The sequence below is a fragment of the Achromobacter sp. EG18 genome (assembly GCF_059759395.1).
In genome coordinates this window covers 4,552,517-4,572,748 of sequence record NZ_CM186213.1, presented here as the reverse complement: position 1 = coordinate 4,572,748, position 20,232 = coordinate 4,552,517, and the positions used below count along the sequence as shown (strand labels likewise).

Here is a 20,232-nt window from a genome sequence, read left to right as displayed (position 1 = left end):
AGACTAACATCGGCCGCGGGGCCGCGCCTAGCCTTGGCGCGCATTTGGTAAACCGCTTTACGAGCGCTACAAGAAAGCGACAGACGAATGAGAATGAGTATGCGTGCGCGATGTCCTGCGGGCAATGCATCGCGGTTTCGCGGGCTGGGCGGACACGGGTGTCCCATTTGCCGCGGCATTTCGAGCGCGCCGCACCGCGTGAATGGCGTGATGACGCCATGAATCTATCAGACCGTTCCGACCGCACGCCACGTTGTGCAAACCCAACCCTGGCGCGCTGCGCGGGGTCCCGCGCGACGCGCACGCCCCAGCCTCGGCCAGCTTGACGCGCGCGCTGCCCGCGCCTAGGCGGCGCGCCGCGTCGCCAGCCAGATGCCGAATGCGATCGGCACGATGCCCAGCAGGTCCAGCCACGACACCGATTCACGCAGCACCACCCAGCCGAACAGCAGGCCCAGCGGCGGCATCAGGAAATGCAGCGCGCTGGCCGCGGTGGCGCTGGCGCGGCCCAGGATCATGAACCAAAGGTAGTAGCCGCCAATGGACACCGCCACGATCATGTAGGCCATGCTCCAGAACAGGCTGGCCGTCATGCGCGCATCGCCGATATTGTCGTGCAGCAGCGCCACCGGCATCAGCGCCACCGCCCCGGCCAGCGACTGGATGCCCGTCGCCATCCACAGTCCCGTCGACGGCTTGAGGCGTTTGTAGAGCAGCGTGCCCGCCACCAGCGCCACCAGGCCGCCCGTCACCAGCAAAGTGCCATGCAGGTCCTCCTGCATGCCCGACAGGCGCGAACGCAGCACCAGGGCCACCCCCGCCAGGCCCAGGCACAGCCCGAGCATCTTGCGCCAGCCGAGCCGCTCGCCCAGCACCGGACCGGCCAACACGCCGATCAACAGCGGATTGGTGCTGATCAGCACCGCCGTGAACGCGGACGACACCGTCGTCATGCCACTCCAGCTCAGGCCCAGGTAGGCCGCGTTGTTCAGCACGCCCAGCAACACCAGCGCCGCCAGGTCGCGGCCGGCGGGCCGAGCCCAACGGCCGCTGGCCGCGGCCACGCCGAGCATCAGGGCGCCAGCAATCAGGAAGCGAATGGTCAACAGGGTCAGCGGCGGACAGTCGCGCACCGCGATCTTGGCCGCCGCGAACGCCGAACTCCACAGGAAACAGAACGCCGCGATGGGCGCCCAGGCCACCCCCATCGGCGCGTCGGCGGGCAGGGCGGTGGCGGGCAAAGTCGATGACGCCTTCATGGCAGCAGGTCCGGGCAAAGGAAGATGAGCCCATTCTGGGCGCGGCCCTATCCATTGACAAACGCTTTATTTGGATCAAAAGTATTTGAAAAACCAATGCAAAGGCGCCTCCCATGCTCGATCTCGATCTACTGCACAGCTTTGTCTCCGTCGTCGACGCGGGCGGCTTCACCCGCGCCGGCGAACGGGTGCACCGCAGCCAGTCCACCGTCAGCCAACAGATCCGCAAACTCGAGGAGACCCTCGAATGCACGCTGTTCGTGCGCGAAGGCCGCCAGGTCCACCTGACCGAGGACGGCGAACGCCTGCTCGGCTATGCGCGCCGCATGCTGGCGCTGTCCACCGAAGTGCGCGAGGCGGTCAGCGGCCGCAAGCGGGTCGAGGTGATCCGGCTGGGCATTCCCGACGATTTCGCCGCCGACACGCTCACGGCCATCGTGGCGCAGTTCGCCCGCGCCCGGCCGAGCGTCCGGCTGTCGGTGCGCTGCGACTTGACCGTGGCCCTGACCCGCGGCCTGGAACGGGGCGACCTGGATCTGGCGCTGCTCAAGCGCGAACCCGGCGCCGGGCCGGCCCTGGCGACCTGGCGGGAACACTTGCACTGGATCGCGGGCGCGCCAGCCCTGCCCGCCAGCACCGAACCGGTGCCCTTGGTGGCCTTTCCGCAGGGCTGCATCTACCGCAACCGCGCGATTCACGCGCTCGAACGCGCTGCACGCCGCTGGCGCATCGCTTACGAAAGCCCCAATCTGATGGGAATACAGGCCGCGCTGGCGGGAGGACTGGGGGTGGCATTGCTGGAGCGCCGCTGCATCGCCGCGGGGCATCGGCTGGTCGACGACGCGCTGCCGGCGGTGCCGCCGTCCGAGCTGGCGCTATGCCTGTCCGAACCGGCGCGCGAGCCAGTGCGCCAGTTGGCGGGAATGATCAGGGATTTTTGTGAAACGGAAACACAACGGCTTGCAGGGCTGGGCCTGCAAGCCGTGGCAGGTGGCGGCGCCGCTCAGGCGACGGCGACCTGGATGACCGGATAGCTGCTGTTCGCCGCGGACGTGCCCGGTTCGGCCATGGTGGCCGGCGGGTTGACCGGAACGGCGATCGAGCGCACATCGCACACGCTGGAACAGCGGCCGCCCGGCAGGTATTCGGCGGCGGTGGCCGCGCAGCAGCCGCAGCACGTGGCCACGCCCAGCTCGAACTGCAGGTCGGAAAGCGACGTCGCGCCCGCGTCCACGCTGGCGCGGACTTGGCGTTCGGTGATGGCATTACATACGCAAATGTACATGAGAATAATTATCGGCATTTGTTCATGCAATGGCAAGTACTCAGCGTAAATAATTTGCAACCCGGTGGTCATCTAACCTATTGAAATAAGGGACGTTTTCCGAAGATTCGTCCCTTATTTCACCGCGCCGCGGCCTGCGCCTTGCGCAGCGCGGCCGGCGCGATCCGCAGTGCCTCGCGGTATTTCGCGACCGTCCTGCGGGCGATGACGATGCCCTGGTCGGCCAGTTTTTCCATGATCTGGCTGTCGGACAGCGGCTTGGCCCGGTTCTCCTCGGCCACCATCTGGCGGATGAAGGTCTGCACCGCCGTGGCGGATGTGGCGTCGCCGCCATCGGTCGACACCCCCGCCCCGAAGAAACGCTTGAGCTCCAGCGTACCGAAGGGAGTGAGCATGTACTTCTGTGTCGTGGCGCGTGAAATGGTGGACTCATGCAGGCCCAGCTCGCCGGCAATGTCCTTGAGGATGAGCGGGCGCATGGCCGCCGGCCCCTGGCTGAAGAAGGCGGTCTGGCGGTCGACAATGGCCTGGGCCACTCGCAGGATGGTGTCGAAGCGCTGCTCCACGTTGCGGATCATCCATTTCGCCTGTTGCAGCTGAGACTGCAAGCCGGCGTGGGCCGACTCCTTCTGGTTGGCCAGCATTTGGGCGTACAGGCCATTGATCTGCAGTCGCGGCACGGCGGCGCTGTTGAGCGTCACCCGCCAGCCGCGGCGCGTCTTGCGCACGATGACGTCGGGTACGGCGTAATCGGCCGCCGGGACCGTCCAGGCGCGGCCCGGACGGGGCTCCAGACGCAGGATCAGGGCGTGCGCCGCGCGCAGCGTGGCCTCGTCACAACCGACCGCGGCGCACAGCCTGGCATGGTTGCCGGTGGCCAACAGCGCCAGATGCTGGGCGCAGACCAGGCGGGCGCAGGCCAGCGCCTTGGGATCCGCGGCCTCGGGCAACCGGGCCGTGTCGGGACTGCGCAATTGCAACAGCAGGCACTCGGACATGTCGCGCGCGCCGATGCCGGCCGGGTCGAACGATTGCAGCAGCGACAGCGCGGCGCGCAGCTCGTCCAGGTCCGGCTCCATCTCGGCCGGCAGCCAGCCCAGGATTTCCTCCAGGGGCGAGCCCAGGTAGCCGTTCTCGTCCAGTTCGTCGATCAGCAGCGCCGCCAGCGCGGCGTCGCGCGGCGCGGCGCGGGTCAGCACCAGTTGCCCGAGCAGGTGCTCGCGCAGGGTATCGGGCCGGGCGGCCTCGGGCAGGCTGGAATCATCATCGGGGTAGACCCCGCCCGAACCCGGCATTTCCTCGACCGGGGTGTCGCGCTCGGGCGCGGGTTCGTCGTCCTGCACCGACGACTCGCGCTCGGATTCGGCCTGCGTCTCGACGGAGGAAGGCTCATCGTCGCGTTCCAGCAACGGATTGTCGGCGAGCACTTGCGAGATTTCCGCCTCGAGCTCGAGCGTGGACAGCTGCAGCAACCGGATCGATTGCTGCAGTTGAGGGGTCAGCGTCAGATGCTGGCCGGGCCGCAGTTCTAAAATAGGACGGGTCATAGGTACAATATTTTGCATGATGAATCAGACTTCGCCCGCACGCGTTCGCCAGGATTGCCGACTTATCGGCCAGACCCTGCTCAAACTGGCGCTTCCCCGACTTCTCGTGCGCGCGATCGTGATCGCAGTGGCCGTGATCGTCTGGTATCTCGCCGCTTCCTGGATCCTGGATTTCGGCAAGCGCATCAACTACGACTTCCTGCACACCCTGGGCCAACCCACCATGGACATGGTGCAAAAGGTCAACCCGTACATCTGGTGGGTCGTGGCCGGCATCTGGACCCTGATCGTCTTCTTCATCCTGCGCGCCTGGCTGTCGGCCAGCCTGGCCTCCGGCCGCGCCACCCCGGTCGGCACCGGCGTGCTGGCCGACCTGGCGCCCCAGTTGTCCGAGGAGTCCCTGGGCGTGCTGCGCTGGACCTGGGGCGGCCGTGAAGAACCGTTCACCGTCGGCGACCTGCATCGCTCGCTGTCGGAAATCCGCCACAACCGCATCGGCAAGATCGCCATGGTGGCCGAGCAGGCCGAGATCCTCGACGGCGCCACCGCCCGCCCGCCGCGCGACGGACGCGACGACGGCCGCCGCGATGCGCGCGATTCCCGTGACATTCGCGACGCCCGCGAACCGCGCTACGTCGAACCGCGCATCGGTGGCCCGGCCCGCTGAGCGGCGCGCCCCCCACCGTTCGACGACCCAGGCCGCCGCAAAGCGGCCTGCTTGTTTCAGTCCCCTGCCAGCCGGGCTCCCCTATACTGGCCCTCCAGGCTCGCGCAACCGCGGCCGCGCACTTTAAAACCAGACCAAGCCGATTGCAGAGACCAGTCGGATGCGCGGCCAGCCCCCCTGGAGTTGCTTTACATGTTCCGTACCCCCGTCCGGTATGCCGCCGGCCTTCTGCTGGCCTGCTCGGCCGCCTTCGTCGCCGCCCCGGCAGCCGCCGCCTGGCCCGACAAGCCCATCACCTTCGTCGCGCCCTTCAGCGCCGGCGGCGCCAACGATCTGGTCGCCCGCATCATCGCCAAGGCGGTGGGCACGACCCTGAACCAGCCCGTCATCGTCGAAAACCGCCCCGGCGCCGGCGGCGTGGTCGGCGCCGCGCACGTCGCGCGCAGCGCGGCCGACGGCTACACCTATCTGGTGGGCAGCAACGGCACCGTCACCAACAGCCTGATCCGCTCGGACCAGCCCTACAAGGACGAAGAACTGACCCCGGTCGCGCTGCTGTCGATCACGCCGTCGGTGATCGTGGCCAATCCGTCGAACCCCGCCAAGGACCTGAAGGACTTCGTCGAACGCGCCAAGCAGGCCAAGACCGACCGTATCACGTTCTCGACCGCCGGCAACGGCAGTACGCCGCACTTCGTGGCCGAGATGGTCAAGGAGGCCACCGGACTGCCGGTCGAGCCCATCGCCTACAAGAGCGGCTCGGAAGGCGTGACCGCGGTGATCGGCAAGCAGGTCGACGCCACCTCGGAAGCCAGCATCGTCACGCTGCCGCTGGTGCAGAGCGGCAAGCTCAAGGCGCTGGCGACCACCTGGGACAAGCGCATGGCCAGCGCGCCCGACATTCCCACCACCGCCGAGCAAGGCTTCCCGGCCATCCGCATCGGCCACTGGGCGGGCCTGTACGCGCCGGCCGGCACGCCCGCCGACGTGCTCGACAAGATGAACGCCGCCGTCGAGAAGTCGCTGCAGACCAAGGAAGTGCAGGACGCGCTGCGCCAGAGCAGCATCGAGCCGGGCGGCGGTTCGCGCGCCAGCTTCGTCGAGTTCGCCAGGAGCGAGCGCGAGCGCCTGGGCCAGGTGGTCAAGAACGGCCACATGCAAATGCAATAACGCGTGTGACGCCAGCCGGGGACGATCTGTCCCCGGCTTTTTTATCGCCTTCCCGATTGCGCTGCCCGCAAAAGTATGTTTGACTAGCAACCTATGGCCGCTTACCGCACCTCCCTCGCGATTGCCACCGGACGCTTTGCCGCTCCGGTTGCCGGCCTGCGCGCTCGTACCGCCTTCATCGCGCTATCGCTATACCTACCGATCGGTTGCCGGGCCTAGTGTCCCCGTGGTAGCTCGGCAGCCACGCTTGCCACACGCGATTTCCCCTTTTCAAAACTGAATCTTGCGCCGCGCGAATGCGGCCAACCCTGGCACCAGGCCGCCATCCGGCCGCATGCCGGCCGAGGAAACCGATCCCGGGATTCACAAGAAACCGATCGAGGTGTAGTGATGATGCTTGCCAACCCCGCCACCAAATACGTCCCCTTCACGCCGTTCGCCCGCGACTTTTCCGAGCGCACCTGGCCCAGCCGCCGCATCACGCAGCCGCCGATCTGGATGAGCACCGACCTGCGCGACGGCAACCAGGCCCTGATCGAGCCGATGAGCGTCGAGCGCAAGCTCCGCTTCTTCGAGCAACTGGTCAAGATCGGCTTCAAGGAAATCGAGGTGGGTTTCCCGTCGGCCTCGCAGACCGACTTCGATTTCGTGCGCAAGCTCATCGACGAAAAGCGCATCCCCGACGACGTCACCATCATCGTGCTGACGCAGTCGCGTGAAGACCTGATCAGCCGCACCGTGGAATCCGCGGCCGGCGCCAAGCAGGCCATCGTCCACTTGTACAACGCCTGCGCCCCGGCGTTCCGCAAGGTCGTGTTCAACATGACCAAGGACGAGATCAAGAACATCGCCACGACCGGCACGCGCCTGGTCAAGCAGTACATGGCCAAGCACCCGGAAACCAAGTGGCGCTACCAGTACTCGCCCGAAGTCTTCAGCACGACCGAACCCGAATTCGCGCTGGAAGTCTCGAACGCCGTGGCCGACGTATGGGAGCCCACGCCGGACTGCAAGATGGTGCTGAACTTGCCCGCCACCATCGAGGCCACCACGCCGAACATGTACGCCGACCAGATCGAGTGGATGCACAAGAACCTGGCGCGCCGCGACAGCATCGTGCTGAGCGTGCACCCGCACAATGACCGCGGCACCGCCGTGGCCGCCGCCGAATTCGCCGTGATGGCCGGCGCCGACCGCATCGAAGGCTGCCTGTTCGGCAGCGGCGAGCGCACCGGCAACGTCGACCTGGTCACGCTGGCCCTGAACCTCTACACCCAGGGCGTGCACCCGGGCCTGGACTTCTCGGACATCGACGAAGTGCGCCGCTGCGCCGAGTACTGCAACCAGTTGCCCGTGCACCCGCGCCACCCGTATGCGGGCGACCTGGTCTTCACGGCCTTCTCCGGTTCGCACCAGGACGCCATCAAGAAGGGCTTTGCGCAACAGCAGCCCGACGCCGTGTGGGAAGTGCCGTACCTGCCGATCGACCCGGCCGATCTCGGCCGCAGCTACGACGCCGTGATCCGCGTCAACAGCCAGTCGGGCAAGGGCGGCGTGTCGTACCTGCTCGAACAGGAACACGGCCTGGTGTTGCCGCGCCGCCTGCAGATCGAATTCAGCCGCGCCATCCAGCGCGTCACCGACGAGACCGGCCGCGAAGTCACGGCCGACGACGTGCACACCATCTTCAACCGCGAATACCTGGAGCAGAAGGCCCCGTGGAAGCTGGTGCGTCACCGCATCGACGGCAATCCGGCCGCCGGCGAAGGCCAGCACTTCAGCATCGAGGCCGAGCTCGAATACAACGGCGAGCGCCGCATCGTGACGGGCAAGGGCGATGGCGCCATCTCGGCCTTCGTGGCCGCGCTGGACGTGCCGGTGCGCATCATGGACTACCACGAGCACGCCATCGGCACCGGCACCGACACCCGCGCCGCCTCCTACGTGGAACTGCGCGTCGGAGATTCGAGCACCGGCTTCGGCGTGGGCATCGACCGCGACATCGTGACGGCCTCGTTCCAGGCCGTGCTGAGCGCGGTGAACCGCCACATCAACGCCGGCGCCGTCATCACCGAACAGGAAGCCGCCCAGGCCGCGTGATCCGCCGCCAGGCCGCGGGCGCGGCGGTTACCGCCGCCGCGTTCCCCGTGCGCTTCTTACGGTGAAGCCGCGCCGCACAAAAAAATAGCCCGCCTTTATCCGGCGGGCTTTCTTCTTGCGTGATGCGTTCGACCGCGCCGCGACGGGCGCGCGGCGCGCCCCTCAACCGCGCGGCCACATATCGGATGCGCCGATGTCGGGCTCGCGCGCGGCCAGCAGCCGCTCGTGGACCCAGGCGGCGATCGCCAGGGTGCGGTGGTCATCGTGGCGCTTGCCGATCAGTTGCAGGCCGACCGGCAGGCCCTGCGGGCCGGTGGCGAACGGCAGGCTCAGGCACGGCAGGCCGAACAGCGTCCACGCGCGCGAGAACTGCGGGTCGCCCGTGCCGAGGTCGGCGAACGGCGCCTCGCCGCTGGCGGCAGGCGCGAGCAGCACGTCGTACTTGTCGAACCAGCCGTCCACGCGCGCGCGCGATTCCGCGGCGCGCGCCAGATTCTTGAGGTGTTCCTCGGCGCTGATCTGGGCCCCGGCCTCGAGGATCGCCTGGATCTTGGGGCTGAGCTGCGCGGCGTGTTCCAGCCGTTCGTAGGCCAGCGCCTGCGACGACTCGAACGCCATGATGTCGGCATGCAGCTGCACCAGCATGCAGTGCTCGGGCGGCAACGGCATTTCCTCGACGTGGGCGCCGGCGCGCGACAACGTGGCGGCGGCCTGGGCAAAGGCTTCCTTGGTCTCGGACTGGGCATGGCGCCATTGCAGGCTGCGGTACATGCCGATGCGCGGCTTGGCGTCGTAGGCCAGGTCCAGCAGCCGCGGATCGCGCATCATGACGGAGGCGAACAGGGCCGCGTCCGGCACCGAGCGGGCGAAGCCGCCGACCGTGTCGAGCGATTCGGCCAGGCTCTTGACCCCGGCCCGCGGAATGGCGCCGAACGTAGGCTTGTAGCCGACGATGCCGCAGTACGACGCAGGGCGGATGATGGAGCCGGCGGTCTGCGAACCCAGCGCGAACGGAACCATGTCGTCGGCGACCGCGGCGGCCGAGCCGCTGGAGGAGCCGCCGGGCGTGTAGGCCTCGTTGCGGGGATTGCGCGTGGGGCCTGCCTGGTAGGTGGCGAATTCGGTGGTGACGGTCTTGCCGATCACGATGGCGCCGGCATGGCGGCACAACGCCACGGCGGCGGCGTCCAGCCCGGGATGGTGGCGTTCGTAGATGGGGGAACCGTAGCGGGTGGGCAGATCGACCGTGTCGAACAGGTCCTTGACGCCGATCGGCAGGCCATGCAGCGGGCCGCGCAGGGGGCCGCGATCCAGGGCTTCCGCGTGATCCAGGGCGGCCTGCTTCTGCAGCGCCGTCCAGGCATGGATGGTGTTTTCGCGTTGCTCGATGCGCGCAAAGCAGGCTCGCACCAATTGCACCGCGGTCAATTCGCGCCGTTGCAGCTTGCGCGCCGCTTCAAGCGCGCCAAGTCTGTTTAAGGCAGTAGACATGATCCTTTCCTCTATCCCGGTGCCGCGCGATATGCGCGGTACTGACTTCCGCACCCGGTCCCCTTGACCTGGGGTTTGTCCCGATACGGCACGCGGCATGATGCGTGCCCGTCATGACAAACCCAGCCATTGTGCGCGTCGCGTCAATTGGGAAAACCACTGAAAAAACCGTGTTTTCGCAGGGATTTTCGCGCCACGCCGCGCCTTGGCCTTATGTTGTTGCGTTGTTATCAGCATAGCGCAAACGGGTGCAACACAAAGGTCATATTTGTCTTGTAAGATGAAAACGTTTTCAGCAAACCGGCAGCAATGTAGCCATGGCGTCGCGCGCATCGCCCCGCTTTTCCATCATCGAAGTGGCCCGCAAGGCGGGGGTTTCCCCCGCCACGGTTTCGCGCGCGTTCAACCAGCCCGAAATCGTCCATCCGGATACGCTGGCGCACATCCGCGCCATCGCCAAGCGCGCGGGTTTCCGGCCCAATCGCGTCGGCCGCAGCCTGCGTTCCGGCAGCACCCGCACGATCGGGTTGATTCTGCCGACGCTGTCCAATCCGGTATTCGCCGAGTGCTTTGAAGGCGCCGAACGGCGCGCCCGCGAGTCCGGCTACAGCGTAATGCTGACCGCCACCGGCTATGACCCGGCGGTGGAATCGGCCGCAGTGCAGGGCCTGATCGACCACCAGGTCGACGGCCTGATCCTGACGGTGGCGGACGCGGCCCGCAGCGCCACGCTGGACGACCTGGACAGCGCCGGCATGCCCTACGTGCTGGTCTACAACGAATCCGCCGACCATCCCTATGCCTCGGTCGACAATCGCGCGGCCGCCATTGACATGGTCTCGCACCTGGCGGCGCTGGGGCATCGGCGCATCGCCATCGTGACCGGCCCGCTGACGGCCTCCGATCGCGCTCGCCGCCGCCTGTCGGGCGCGCGCGCCTGCGCCAAGAAGCTGGGCCTGGAACCGATCCAGCACATCGCCATGAATTCGCACACCGGCAGCGACGCCGAGGCGATCAAGTCCGCATTGCGCGGCAAACAGGCGCCGACGGCGCTGTTCTGTTCCAACGACCTGCTGGCCACGGCCGTGATTGCCGACCTGGTGGCGCTGGGCCTGTCGGTTCCGTCCGATATTTCCGTCTGCGGCTTCGACGGCATGCGCTTCGGCGCCTTGCTGACGCCGCCGCTGACCACGGTGGCGCAACCCAGTGACGGCATCGGCCAGGCGGCCTGCTCCAACCTGCTGGCGCAGATCCATGGCCAGCCGCCGCAATCGAACCGCCTGCCGCACTGCATCGTGGTGGGCGGCACCGCGGCGCCGGTGCGCCGCTGAACCCCTTCCAGAATAAATACCGATCGAGACACGTGTCATGCTCATCGCACAGATTACCGACCTGCACATGCGCACCCCGGGCGACAAGGCGTACGGCATCATCGACCCTGCCGCCTTCCTCGGCCCGGCGGTGCGCGCGCTCAACGCGCTGACGCCGCGGCCCGACTGCGTGCTGATCACGGGCGACCTGACCGACCTGGGCCGTCCGCATGAATACCAGGCGCTGCGCGAGCAGTTGCAGACGCTTGAAATCCCTTATTTCCTGCTGCCCGGCAACCATGACGACCGCGCGCAATTGCGCGCCGCCTTCCCGGACCATGGCTATCTGCAAGGACAGGGGCCGTTCATCCAGTATGCCGTCGAAACCTATCCGCTGCGCCTGCTGGCGCTGGACACGGTGGTGCCGATGAAAAGCCACGGCGAGCTGTGCGACGAACGCCTGGGCTGGCTGGCCGCGCGCCTGGCCGAACAGCCCGACCGGCCGACGCTGGTGCTGATGCATCATCCGCCATTCCAGACCGGCATCGAGCACATGGACGACATCGGCCTGCTGGCCGGCGGCCCGGAACTCGAAAGCATCGTGGCGCGCTATCCGCGCGTCGAGCGCGTGCTGTGCGGCCACCTGCACCGCACCATCTTCCGCCGCTTCGGCGGCACCATTGCCTCGACCTGTCCGGGCACCGCGCACCAGCTGGCGCTGGAGCTGGGGCCGCGCCCGACCCTGCAATACATCATGGAGCCGCCGGGCTACCAGTTGCACTGGTGGCACGACGGCGCGCTGGTCACGCACCACGCCGTGATTGGGGAATACCCCGGGCCATATCCCTTCGCCTGAGCCCCGATCTCGATTACAAACACTATGCCCTGCCATATCTCCGTCATGTTTGCGCTGCACAATGAAAAGGTTTTCATCGCACGCGCCGCAGACGGATCAGAAAACTAGATCCAAGAGACAGCATGTCATCCATCGTTCTGGATAATCTCACCAAGCAATACGGCGGCGCGGCCGCGATCCACGGCGTCAGCTTCACCGTGCCGGCGGGCAGCTTCACCGTGCTGCTGGGCCCATCGGGTTGCGGCAAATCGACCACGCTGCGCATGATCGCCGGCCTGGACACGCCCACGTCCGGCACCATCCGCATCGGCGACCGCGACGTCACGCAGTTGCCGCCGGCCAAGCGCCGCATTTCCATGGTGTTCCAGTCGTACGCGCTGTTCCCGCACCTGTCGGTGCGCGAGAACATCCTGTTCGGCCTGAAGGTGCGCAAGGAGCCCGCGCGCGACTACGACCGCCGCCTGCAACGCGTGGCTTCGCTGCTGGGCCTGGGCCATCTGCTGGACCGCAAGCCGTCGCAACTGTCGGGCGGCCAGCAGCAGCGCGTGGCGCTGGGACGTGCGGTAATTTCCGAAGCGCCGGTGTGCCTGATGGACGAGCCGCTGTCCAACCTGGACGCGCAGCTTCGCCACGAGATGCGGCGCGAGATCCGCGCCTTGCAGCAGGACCTGGGCATCACCATGGTGTACGTCACGCACGACCAGACCGAGGCCATGAGCATGGCCGACCAGGTGGTGCTGCTGCGCGGCGGCCAGATCGAACAGCACGACACGCCGGACGGCCTGTATGCCCGTCCGGCCAGCGAATTCGCGGCGCGCTTCATCGGCACGCCGCCCATGAACCTGATCAACCTGATGCCGCTCCAGGGCGCCACCGTGATCGCCGGCACCCAAGGTCCGGCCATCGCCGGCGCGCCGGAAGGCGCCGCCAAGCTGGGCGTGCGGCCCGAGCACATCCGCATCGACAACGAAGGCATCGCCGCCACCGTGGAAAGCGTGGAGTACTTCGGCGCCGATTCCATCGTGGTCTGCCGCATCGGCGACAGCGGCGGGATCGCGGTGCGCGTGGGTGGCCACCTGCGCGCCCGCGCCGGCGAAGCGCTACGCCTGTCGTGGCCGGCCGAACAACAGCATTTCTTTGCCGCCGATTCGGCGGTCATCAACACCGTCGGGCGCTGAAGACGCCCAATCCACAGGAAAGGAAACGCAATCATGCGACGCATCGTACTCAAGACCCTGGCCGCCAGCCTTGCCGCCGCCTGCCTGTCGCTGCCCGCGCAGGCGCAGCAAAAGCCCGTCGAAGTGGAGTTCTACTATCCGGTCGCCGTGGGCGGCCCGATCACCAAGATCGTCGATGACATGGTGACGGACTTCGAGAAGGAAAACCCCGGCATCAAGATCAAGCCGATCTACGCCGGCTCGTATCAGGATTCGATCGCCAAGGCGCTGACCGCCCTGAAGGGTGGCACGCCGCCGCAGCTGGCCGTGCTGCTGTCGACCGACATGTTCACGCTGATCGACGAAGACGCCATCGTGCCGATCGACTCGCTGGCCAAAAGCGACGCCGACAAGAAGTGGCTGGGCGGCTTCTACGACGCCTTCATGCAGAACAGCCGCACCGGCGGCCACACCTGGGGCGTGCCGTTCCAGCGTTCGACCATCGTGATGTACTACAACAAGGATCTGTTCAAGGCCGCCGGCCTGGATCCCGAACGCGCGCCGGCCACCTGGGCCGAGCTGGTCGAGTACGGCAAGAAGCTGACCAAGCAGGACGCCAGCGGCAACACCACCCAGTGGGGCATCGAGATCCCGTCGGGCGGAGCCTTCGCCTACTGGCTGTTCCAGGCCCTGACCACGCCCAACGGCGCGATCCTGATGAACGAGGCCGGCAACGAGGTCTACCTGGACAAGCCCGCCGTGGTCGAGGCCGCGCAGTACTGGCGCGACCTGTCGGCCAAGCACAAGGTCATGCCCACCGGCACGATCGACTGGGGCACCACGCCCAAGGACTTCCTGGAAAAGAAGGCCGCCATCATCTGGACCACCACCGGCAACCTGACCAACATCCGCAAGAACGCCGACTTCCCGTTCGGCGTGGCGATGATGCCGCAGCAAAAGCGCGGCGGCAGCCCGACCGGCGGCGGCAACTTCTACATCTTCAAGAGCGGCACGCCTGAACAACAGCAGGCCGCGCTCAAGTTCGCGCAGTGGGCCACCACGCCCGAGCGCGCCGCCGACTGGAGCATCGCCACCGGCTACGTGGCCGTGACGCCGGCCGCCTGGCAGACCGAGAAGATGAAGAAGTACGCGCAGGATGTGCCGGCCGCCGCCGTGGCGCGCGACCAGTTGCAGGTGAGCGTGGCTGAATTCTCGACCCACGAGAACCAGCGCGTCACCAAGACCCTGAACGACGCCCTGCAGGCGGCGCTGACGGGGTCGAAGACGCCGCAGCAGGCGCTGACCGACGCCCAGCGCGAAGCCGACCGCATACTGCGTTCCTACAAGTAAATCCGCAAGCACGATGAGCCGCTCCTTGAATGCGCTTTATGGCTGGCTGCTGTTGCTGCCAGCCATCGTGCTGCTCGCCGCGTTCACGCATTACCCGGCGCTGGCGACGCTCTGGCACAGCTTCTATTCCACCCCCAAGGGCGCGCGCCCGGCCCGCTTTGTCGGGCTGGACAACTACGCCGTCATGCGCGACGACCCGGTGTTCTGGCAATCGCTCTGGAACAACCTGTGGTTCGCCCTGGGCACCATCCCGACCTCGATCGGCATCGCGCTGGTCATGGCGCTGTGGGTCAATCGCAACCTGCGCGGGCGCGGTTTCCTGCGCATGGCGTACTTCACGCCGACGGTGCTGCCGATGGTCGCGGTGGCCAATATCTGGCTGTTCTTCTACACCCCGCAGTACGGCCTGATCGCGCAGGTGATGCAGCTGTTCGGCTCGCCCGGCCCCAACTGGCTCGGCAACCGCGAAACCGCGCTGCCGGCGTTGATGCTGGTGACGGTGTGGAAGGAATCCGGTTTCTTCATGATCTTCTACCTGGCCGCGTTGCAGACGGTGTCGCCGTCGCTGCGCGAGGCGGCGATGCTGGAAGGGGCCTCGCGCTGGCAGTACTTCCGGCGCGTGCTGTGGCCGCTGTTGATGCCGACCACGCTGTTCGTGCTGATCAATGCGCTGATCAACGCCTTCCGGCTGGTGGACCACGTGGTGGTCATGACCCGCGGCGGGCCCGACAACGCCAGCACGCTGCTGCTGTACTACATCTACCAGGTCGGCTTCAGTTTCTGGGACACCGCCTACGCCGCGACGCTGACCGTCGTGCTGCTGGTGGTGCTGGCGCTGACGGCGCTGGTCAAGTTCCGCTGGCTGGACCGCAGGACGCACTACCAATGAAAGACAAGCTCGATACCCTGGGCGCGTGGGCGCTTGGCCTGTTGTGGATCCTGCCGCTGGCGTATGCCGTCTGGGCGGCGTTTCACCCGCCGGCCTACGCCACCCGCTTCGACCTGTTCGCGCCGCTCACGCTCGACAACTTCGCGCGGGCTTGGCAGGCCGCGCCGTTCCCGCGCTACTTCGCCAACACCTTCCTGCTGGTGACGATGGTGCTGGCGGCGCAGCTGGTGCTGTCGACCCTGGCCGGCTACGCCTTCGCGCGCTTCGAGTTCCGCGGCCGCGACTTCGTCTTCATGCTGGTGCTGCTGCAGCTGATGATCATGCCGGATGTGCTGCTGGTGGAGAACTACCGCTCCATGAGCCAGCTGGGCATCCGCGACACGGTGTTCGCCATCGGCCTGCCGTACTTCGCATCGGCCTTCGGCATCTTCCTGCTGCGCCAGACCTTCAAGACGGTGCCGCGCGAATTGGAGGAGGCCGCGCGCATGGAAGGCGCCAACGCGCTGCAGGTGCTGTGGAAGGTCTACGTGCCGCTGGCCAAGCCGATCTACGTGGCCTACGGGCTGGTGTCGGTCAGCCACCACTGGAACAACTTCCTGTGGCCGCTGATCATCACCAACTCGGTCGAATCGCGGCCGCTGACGGTGGGCCTGCAGGTGTTCTCGTCGACCGACCAGGGCATCGACTGGTCGGTGATCACCGCCGCCACGCTGATGTCGGCGGCGCCGCTGCTGATCGCCTTCCTGCTGTTCCAGCGCCAGTTCGTGCAGTCGTTCATGCGGGCCGGCATCCGCTGAGCCTTCCCTGGAAAGCAAAAGACCCCGCGCCAGGCGGGGTCTTTTCGTTGGGCGGCCAGGCGGTCAGTAACCGACCGTCAGGCCGGGCAGGTCCACCGTGATGCGCGGGCGTTCCAGCGCCAGCGCCAGGTGCTCGGCGAACTCGCGGGCCTCCTTGGCGTCGGTGGACAGGATGTCGTAGCCCAGCGCGTCGGCCACGCCCAGCACCTTGTCCAGCAGCAGCACCTTGCCGCTGGGGCGCAGGGGCTCGCAGCCCAGGGTTTCCCAGGCGCCGTCAAACCAGTCGCGAGCGTCGTTCTGGCGTTGCGGGCTGGGTTCGACGTTGGCCGACAGGTCCAGCGAGCGCCGGGTGTCGAAAACGATGGTGATGTCGCTGCGCATGGCAGGGATTCCTTGAAATGGCGTCAACCGCAAAGGGTAGGGAAAAATCGCCGGGCAGATTGTCCGTCCGGCGACATTGCCTACCAGCCGCGGGAGACTTCCCAGGTGACCTCGGCGCCGGCGGCCTGCGACTGGCGCATCATGTCCAGCAGCGGGAAGGCGCGTTCCTTCAGGCCGACCGCGCGCGCCATGGGCGCCACCGGCGGCTTGTCCTCGTCTTCCTCGTCCTCGTCGTGGGTGCCCTGGGCCTCTTCGATGGCCCGTTCGATGCCCTGGATGGCCGGACCGAGCTGGTCGACGGTGAACACGCCGCGCTCGGGGATCTTGTCGCCGAAGGACTTGCCCGCGGCCTGCAGCAGGGCGCCGGCATGGTCGGTAAGCATCAGGACTTCGGCCACGACCTTGGAGTGAAATGTAATCAGCATATTCCGGTCTCCTACGGATTGAATACCTTCAATACACTACCGCAACGCCCTGGGGATGCCAACTGGCGCTCCGGCCGACCCGCCAGGGCGGCCCGCGGCCGGTGGCGGCCGCCAAATCAAGCTATGATTCAGGAGATTCCCGTGACGGCAGGATCCGCGGCGGCCCAGGTTGCCGGCGCCCGCGCGGCCGCGCCTCCCCAGGCGCGCCGGCCGGCCGATCCCCGCCCCCGGCACCGCCGGTGGGCCAGCGCGCGGGCCTGCGGCCCGGCCGCGCCCGCAGCCGCTCTCGTCACTCACCCGAACTTCTCCAGACGCCCATGCTCCCCGAGCAACAAAAACAGCTTATCTCCCTGATCCAGGCCGCCGTCGCGCAGAGCCTGCCCGACGCCCAGGCCGATACGGCCCGAGCCAACGTGCTGCTGGAGCGCCCCAAGGTCGCCGCCCACGGCGACGTCGCCACCAACGTGGCCATGCAGCTGGCCAAGCCGGCCAAGCGCAACCCGCGTGAACTGGCCCAGGCCATCGTCGAGGCGCTGCTGGCGCTGCCCGGCGCCCGCGACCTGGTCGAAAGCGCGGAAATCGCCGGTCCCGGCTTCATCAACCTGCGCGTCACCGCCGCCGCCCGCCAGGCCGTCATCACGGCCGTGGCCGAACAGGGCGAGGCCTTTGGCCGCGCCGCCCGCATCGGCGAGAAGATCCTGGTGGAATTCGTGTCCGCCAACCCGACCGGCCCCCTGCACGTCGGCCACGCCCGCCAGGCCGCCCTGGGCGATGCCCTGTGCCGCCTGTACGACGCCATCGGCTGGGACGTGACCCGCGAGTTCTACTACAACGACGCCGGCAACCAGATCGAGAACCTGGCCATCAGCGTGCAGGCGCGCGCCCGCGGCCTGGGCACCGACTCGCCCGACTGGCCCGCCGACGGCTACAAGGGCGACTACATCGTCGACATCGCCCGCGACTTCCAGGCCGGCAAGACGCTGCAGGCCTCGGACGGCGAGCCCGTCACCGCCACCGGCAACATCGACAGCCTGGAAGACATCCGCGCCTTCGCCGTGGCCTACCTGCGCCGCGAGCAGGACCTGGACCTGCAGGCGTTCGGCCTGAAGTTCGACAACTACTACCTGGAAAGCTCGCTGTACACCTCGGGCCGGGTCGAGGCCACCGTCAAGGCACTGATCGCCGGCGGCCACACCTATGAGGAAGGCGGCGCGCTGTGGCTGCGCACCACCGAACTGGGCACGGGCGACGACAAAGACCGCGTCATGCGCAAGAGCGAGGGCGGCTACACCTATTTCGTGCCGGACGTGGCCTACCACAAGGCCAAGTGGGAACGCGGCTTCCACCGCGCCGTGAACATCCAGGGCAGCGACCACCACGGCACCGTGGCGCGCGTGCGCGCCGGCCTGCAGGCGCTGGAAGAGGGCATTCCCAAGGACTACCCGTCGTACGTGCTGCACAAGATGGTCAAGGTGATGCGCGGCGGCCAGGAGGTCAAGATCTCCAAGCGCGCCGGCAGCTACGTCACCATGCGCGACCTGATCGACTGGGTCGGCCGCGACGCCGTGCGCTACTTCCTGATCCAGCGCCGCGCCGACACCGAATTCGTGTTCGACGTCGACCTGGCCCTGTCCAAGAGCGACGAGAACCCGGTCTATTACATCCAGTACGCCCATGCGCGCATCTGCTCGGTGATCAACAACGCCGGCATGCCGGCGGCCGACGTGGCCGCGGCCGATGCGTCCCTGTTGACCGCCCCCAGCGAATTCGCGCTGATGCAGCGACTGGCCGAGTTCCCCCACGTGGTGGCGCTGGCCGCCCAGGAACTGGCCCCGCACCACATCGCTTTCTGGCTGCGGGACTGCGCCGCCGACTTCCACGGCTGGTACAACGCCGAGCGCGTGCTGGTCGACGACCCCGCGCTCAAGCTGGCGCGCCTGCGCCTGGCCGCGACCACGCGCCAGGTGCTGGCCAACGGCCTGGCGCTGTTGGGCGTGTCCGCCCCCGAGCGGATGTAACATCGGTACATGGCCACCAAGCGCAAATCCACCCGCCGGTCAGGCGAAAGCGGCAGCACCCTGTACGGGGCGCTGGCCGGTCTGCTCCTCGGCTTGATCGTCGCCGCCGTCGTGGCGTTCTACGTCACCAAGGCGCCCGTGCCCTTTGTCGATCGCGCCACCCGCCAGGGCGACGCCGGCAAGCTGCCCGATCCGCGCCAGGCGCCGGATCCCAACGCCGGCCTGTACGGCCGCGACGGCGCGGCGGGTTCCCCGCCCACCGGCCCGACCGCCACGGCGCCCGCGCCGCTGCCGGGCGCGGGCGGCACCGCGCCGGCGGGCAAGTCGGACGACCTGGGCGCGCTGATCGCCACCCTGCCGACCTCCAACAACACGCCCGCGGCCGCCCCCGCGCCGGCCGCCAGCGCGCCGCCCACGCCCATCGCCAAGGTGGCGCCGACCCCGGCCCCCGCGGCCAAGGCGCCGGTCGCCAGCGCCGCCCCGAGCGCGTCGGCCAATGGCTCGTACTACCTGCAGGCCGGCGCCTTCCGCGGCCAGGACGACGCCGAATCGCTCAAGGCCCGCATCATTCTGCTGGGCCTGCCGGTGGCGGTGCAGAAGGCCGAAGTCAATGGCAAGCCGATCAACCGCGTGCGCGTCGGTCCGTTCGCCCGCCTGGACGACATGAACCGCGCCCGTGGCCGGCTGGGCGAGAACAAGATCGAAACGGCAGTGGTGCGCCAGTAATACGGCGCCCGCATCATGGTTTTTGATTGAACTAATCCGGGCCTGGCCCTGTCTGTAACCTCTTTGTTCAGGAACCTCACCCCATCATGCTGTCCCCCAAGCTCATCCGCATCCTGGCAGCCGCCGCGCTGACCGCCACCGCGTTCTTCAGCCCGGTCAGCCACGCCCAGGGCACCCAGGCCTATGTGCCGATCAATCCGCCGCTGCCGTCGGATACCCCGGGCAAGATCGAGGTCCTGGAATTCTTCGCCTACACCTGCCCGCACTGCGCCGCCATGGAACCCATGGTCGAGGACTGGGCCAAGACCAAGCCCGACGACGTCGTGCTCAAGCAGGTGCCGATCGCCTTCAACGCCGGCATGAAGCCGCTGCAACAGCTGTACTACACCCTGGTGGCCCTGGATCGCCCGGACCTCCACGCCAAGGTCTTCACCGCCATCCACGGCGAGCACAAGCGCCTGATCGACAAGAAGGCCATGGGCGAGTGGGCCGCCGCGCAGGGCGTGGACCGCGCCAAGTTCGACTCGGTGTTCGATTCGTTCAGCGTGCAGACCCAGGTGCAGCGCGCCAACCAGTTGGCCGAAGCCTATCGCATCGAAGGCACGCCGTCGTTCGCCGTCGGCGGCAAGTTCATGACCTCGCCGGTCATGGCGGGCAACAGCTACGAAGGCGCCCTGCAGGAAGTGAACAAGCTGATCCCGATGGCCCGCGGCAAGTGACCCGCGCCTAAATCGCGTTCATGACGACGCCCCGAGCCGACCGGCCGGGGCGTTTTTCATGGGGTCATCCCCAAGGCGCGCGGAT

General features: G+C 67.5%; 19 protein-coding genes. 13 read left to right on the top strand and 6 right to left on the bottom strand.

All coding sequences use genetic code 11. The annotated features are described in order from the left end of the window. Positions 1-344 precede the first annotated feature (344 nt). Entirely contained in the window at positions 345-1,259 is a 915-nt protein-coding gene (locus tag AC6CR5_RS21005; protein ID WP_049052559.1) for a DMT family transporter, read from the bottom strand. A gap of 113 nt (positions 1,260-1,372) precedes the next feature. Between AC6CR5_RS21005 and AC6CR5_RS21000 the strand changes: the two genes are divergently transcribed. Then, positions 1,373-2,293: a LysR substrate-binding domain-containing protein gene (locus AC6CR5_RS21000; RefSeq protein ID WP_006386991.1), complete on the top strand. Its 921-nt coding sequence runs from the start codon at positions 1,373-1,375 to the stop codon at positions 2,291-2,293. Here AC6CR5_RS21000 and AC6CR5_RS20995 read toward each other — a convergent pair. Both AC6CR5_RS20995 and rpoN read right to left on the bottom strand, forming a co-directional pair. Then, entirely contained in the window at positions 2,263-2,562 is a 300-nt protein-coding gene (locus AC6CR5_RS20995) for a (2Fe-2S)-binding protein (RefSeq protein WP_006386990.1), read from the bottom strand. The two genes, AC6CR5_RS21000 and AC6CR5_RS20995, sit on opposite strands and share 31 nt — an antisense overlap. A gap of 101 nt (positions 2,563-2,663) precedes the next feature. Next, positions 2,664-4,091 (bottom strand): RNA polymerase factor sigma-54, encoded by a 1,428-nt coding sequence (gene rpoN, locus AC6CR5_RS20990; protein WP_498084916.1) that lies wholly within the window; start codon positions 4,089-4,091, stop codon positions 2,664-2,666. A 16-nt stretch (positions 4,092-4,107) separates the two neighbouring features. Between rpoN and AC6CR5_RS20985 the strand changes: the two genes are divergently transcribed. The 3 genes from AC6CR5_RS20985 to leuA all read left to right on the top strand — a co-directional run bounded on the left by AC6CR5_RS20985 (position 4,108) and on the right by leuA (position 8,028). Then, entirely contained in the window at positions 4,108-4,758 is a 651-nt protein-coding gene (locus AC6CR5_RS20985; protein WP_024067398.1) for a hypothetical protein, read from the top strand. 192 nt (positions 4,759-4,950) lie between these two features. Further along, positions 4,951-5,928: a tripartite tricarboxylate transporter substrate binding protein gene (locus AC6CR5_RS20980; protein ID WP_006386985.1), complete on the top strand. Its 978-nt coding sequence runs from the start codon at positions 4,951-4,953 to the stop codon at positions 5,926-5,928. A gap of 390 nt (positions 5,929-6,318) precedes the next feature. Then, complete coding sequence (gene leuA / locus AC6CR5_RS20975) at positions 6,319-8,028, top strand: 2-isopropylmalate synthase (RefSeq protein WP_054482354.1); 1,710 nt, start codon at positions 6,319-6,321, stop codon at positions 8,026-8,028. A gap of 162 nt (positions 8,029-8,190) precedes the next feature. Here leuA and AC6CR5_RS20970 read toward each other — a convergent pair whose 3' ends face one another. Further along, positions 8,191-9,519, bottom strand: coding sequence for an amidase (locus AC6CR5_RS20970; protein WP_498084915.1), 1,329 nt, complete (start codon positions 9,517-9,519; stop codon positions 8,191-8,193). Positions 9,520-9,836: 317 nt separating this feature from the next. Here AC6CR5_RS20970 and AC6CR5_RS20965 point away from each other — a divergent pair, with 317 nt between their 5' ends. The 6 genes from AC6CR5_RS20965 to AC6CR5_RS20940 all read left to right on the top strand — a co-directional run bounded on the left by AC6CR5_RS20965 (position 9,837) and on the right by AC6CR5_RS20940 (position 15,878). Continuing rightward, positions 9,837-10,850, top strand: a complete 1,014-nt coding sequence (locus AC6CR5_RS20965) for a LacI family DNA-binding transcriptional regulator (protein WP_006386982.1) — start codon at positions 9,837-9,839, stop codon at positions 10,848-10,850. A gap of 37 nt (positions 10,851-10,887) precedes the next feature. After that, complete coding sequence (locus AC6CR5_RS20960) at positions 10,888-11,685, top strand: phosphodiesterase (RefSeq protein WP_054506109.1); 798 nt, start codon at positions 10,888-10,890, stop codon at positions 11,683-11,685. A gap of 122 nt (positions 11,686-11,807) precedes the next feature. Continuing rightward, entirely contained in the window at positions 11,808-12,863 is a 1,056-nt protein-coding gene (locus tag AC6CR5_RS20955) for an ABC transporter ATP-binding protein (protein WP_498084914.1), read from the top strand. Positions 12,864-12,896: 33 nt separating this feature from the next. After that, complete coding sequence (locus AC6CR5_RS20950; RefSeq protein ID WP_024067394.1) at positions 12,897-14,192, top strand: ABC transporter substrate-binding protein; 1,296 nt, start codon at positions 12,897-12,899, stop codon at positions 14,190-14,192. A 13-nt stretch (positions 14,193-14,205) separates the two neighbouring features. Then, positions 14,206-15,081 (top strand): carbohydrate ABC transporter permease, encoded by an 876-nt coding sequence (locus AC6CR5_RS20945; protein ID WP_026384938.1) that lies wholly within the window; start codon positions 14,206-14,208, stop codon positions 15,079-15,081. Further along, positions 15,078-15,878 (top strand): carbohydrate ABC transporter permease, encoded by an 801-nt coding sequence (locus tag AC6CR5_RS20940; RefSeq protein WP_006386977.1) that lies wholly within the window; start codon positions 15,078-15,080, stop codon positions 15,876-15,878. Before AC6CR5_RS20945 ends, AC6CR5_RS20940 begins: the two co-directional genes overlap by 4 nt. A 63-nt stretch (positions 15,879-15,941) precedes the next feature. Here the strand turns inward: AC6CR5_RS20940 and AC6CR5_RS20935 are convergent, their stop codons facing one another. Together AC6CR5_RS20935 and AC6CR5_RS20930 are read right to left on the bottom strand one after the other, a co-directional pair. Then, a complete protein-coding gene (locus AC6CR5_RS20935; protein WP_006386976.1) occupies positions 15,942-16,259 on the bottom strand; it encodes a hypothetical protein in 318 nt (105 codons plus the stop codon). Between the two features lie 80 nt (positions 16,260-16,339). Continuing rightward, on the bottom strand, positions 16,340-16,684 hold the full coding sequence (locus AC6CR5_RS20930; protein ID WP_020925654.1) for a DUF1840 domain-containing protein: 345 nt from the start codon (positions 16,682-16,684) through the stop codon (positions 16,340-16,342). Between the two features lie 317 nt (positions 16,685-17,001). On the opposite strand from AC6CR5_RS20930, the gene argS reads away from it, so the two are divergent. The 3 genes from argS to AC6CR5_RS20915 all read left to right on the top strand — a co-directional run bounded on the left by argS (position 17,002) and on the right by AC6CR5_RS20915 (position 20,147). Then, positions 17,002-18,702: an arginine--tRNA ligase gene (argS, locus tag AC6CR5_RS20925; protein WP_498084913.1), complete on the top strand. Its 1,701-nt coding sequence runs from the start codon at positions 17,002-17,004 to the stop codon at positions 18,700-18,702. A gap of 9 nt (positions 18,703-18,711) precedes the next feature. After that, positions 18,712-19,428 carry an SPOR domain-containing protein gene (locus AC6CR5_RS20920; protein WP_024067392.1) on the top strand — a complete coding sequence of 239 codons (717 nt, stop codon included), beginning with the start codon at positions 18,712-18,714 and terminating at the stop codon, positions 19,426-19,428. Between the two features lie 86 nt (positions 19,429-19,514). Further along, complete coding sequence (locus AC6CR5_RS20915) at positions 19,515-20,147, top strand: thiol:disulfide interchange protein DsbA/DsbL (RefSeq protein WP_026383974.1); 633 nt, start codon at positions 19,515-19,517, stop codon at positions 20,145-20,147. Positions 20,148-20,232: the final 85 nt, after the last annotated feature.

What these genes read in the sequence shown, in the direction of transcription:
- AC6CR5_RS21005 (WP_049052559.1), bottom strand. Translation starts at nt 1,259, where the DNA reads ATGAAGGCGTCATCGACTTTGCCCGCCACCGCCCTGCCCGCCGACGCG.
- AC6CR5_RS21000 (WP_006386991.1), top strand. Translation starts at nt 1,373, where the DNA reads ATGCTCGATCTCGATCTACTGCACAGCTTTGTCTCCGTCGTCGACGCG.
- AC6CR5_RS20995 (WP_006386990.1), bottom strand. Translation starts at nt 2,562, where the DNA reads ATGCCGATAATTATTCTCATGTACATTTGCGTATGTAATGCCATCACC.
- rpoN (WP_498084916.1), bottom strand. Translation starts at nt 4,091, where the DNA reads ATGACCCGTCCTATTTTAGAACTGCGGCCCGGCCAGCATCTGACGCTG.
- AC6CR5_RS20985 (WP_024067398.1), top strand. Translation starts at nt 4,108, where the DNA reads ATGATGAATCAGACTTCGCCCGCACGCGTTCGCCAGGATTGCCGACTT.
- AC6CR5_RS20980 (WP_006386985.1), top strand. Translation starts at nt 4,951, where the DNA reads ATGTTCCGTACCCCCGTCCGGTATGCCGCCGGCCTTCTGCTGGCCTGC.
- leuA (WP_054482354.1), top strand. Translation starts at nt 6,319, where the DNA reads ATGATGCTTGCCAACCCCGCCACCAAATACGTCCCCTTCACGCCGTTC.
- AC6CR5_RS20970 (WP_498084915.1), bottom strand. Translation starts at nt 9,519, where the DNA reads ATGTCTACTGCCTTAAACAGACTTGGCGCGCTTGAAGCGGCGCGCAAG.
- AC6CR5_RS20965 (WP_006386982.1), top strand. Translation starts at nt 9,837, where the DNA reads ATGGCGTCGCGCGCATCGCCCCGCTTTTCCATCATCGAAGTGGCCCGC.
- AC6CR5_RS20960 (WP_054506109.1), top strand. Translation starts at nt 10,888, where the DNA reads ATGCTCATCGCACAGATTACCGACCTGCACATGCGCACCCCGGGCGAC.
- AC6CR5_RS20955 (WP_498084914.1), top strand. Translation starts at nt 11,808, where the DNA reads ATGTCATCCATCGTTCTGGATAATCTCACCAAGCAATACGGCGGCGCG.
- AC6CR5_RS20950 (WP_024067394.1), top strand. Translation starts at nt 12,897, where the DNA reads ATGCGACGCATCGTACTCAAGACCCTGGCCGCCAGCCTTGCCGCCGCC.
- AC6CR5_RS20945 (WP_026384938.1), top strand. Translation starts at nt 14,206, where the DNA reads ATGAGCCGCTCCTTGAATGCGCTTTATGGCTGGCTGCTGTTGCTGCCA.
- AC6CR5_RS20940 (WP_006386977.1), top strand. Translation starts at nt 15,078, where the DNA reads ATGAAAGACAAGCTCGATACCCTGGGCGCGTGGGCGCTTGGCCTGTTG.
- AC6CR5_RS20935 (WP_006386976.1), bottom strand. Translation starts at nt 16,259, where the DNA reads ATGCGCAGCGACATCACCATCGTTTTCGACACCCGGCGCTCGCTGGAC.
- AC6CR5_RS20930 (WP_020925654.1), bottom strand. Translation starts at nt 16,684, where the DNA reads ATGCTGATTACATTTCACTCCAAGGTCGTGGCCGAAGTCCTGATGCTT.
- argS (WP_498084913.1), top strand. Translation starts at nt 17,002, where the DNA reads ATGCTCCCCGAGCAACAAAAACAGCTTATCTCCCTGATCCAGGCCGCC.
- AC6CR5_RS20920 (WP_024067392.1), top strand. Translation starts at nt 18,712, where the DNA reads ATGGCCACCAAGCGCAAATCCACCCGCCGGTCAGGCGAAAGCGGCAGC.
- AC6CR5_RS20915 (WP_026383974.1), top strand. Translation starts at nt 19,515, where the DNA reads ATGCTGTCCCCCAAGCTCATCCGCATCCTGGCAGCCGCCGCGCTGACC.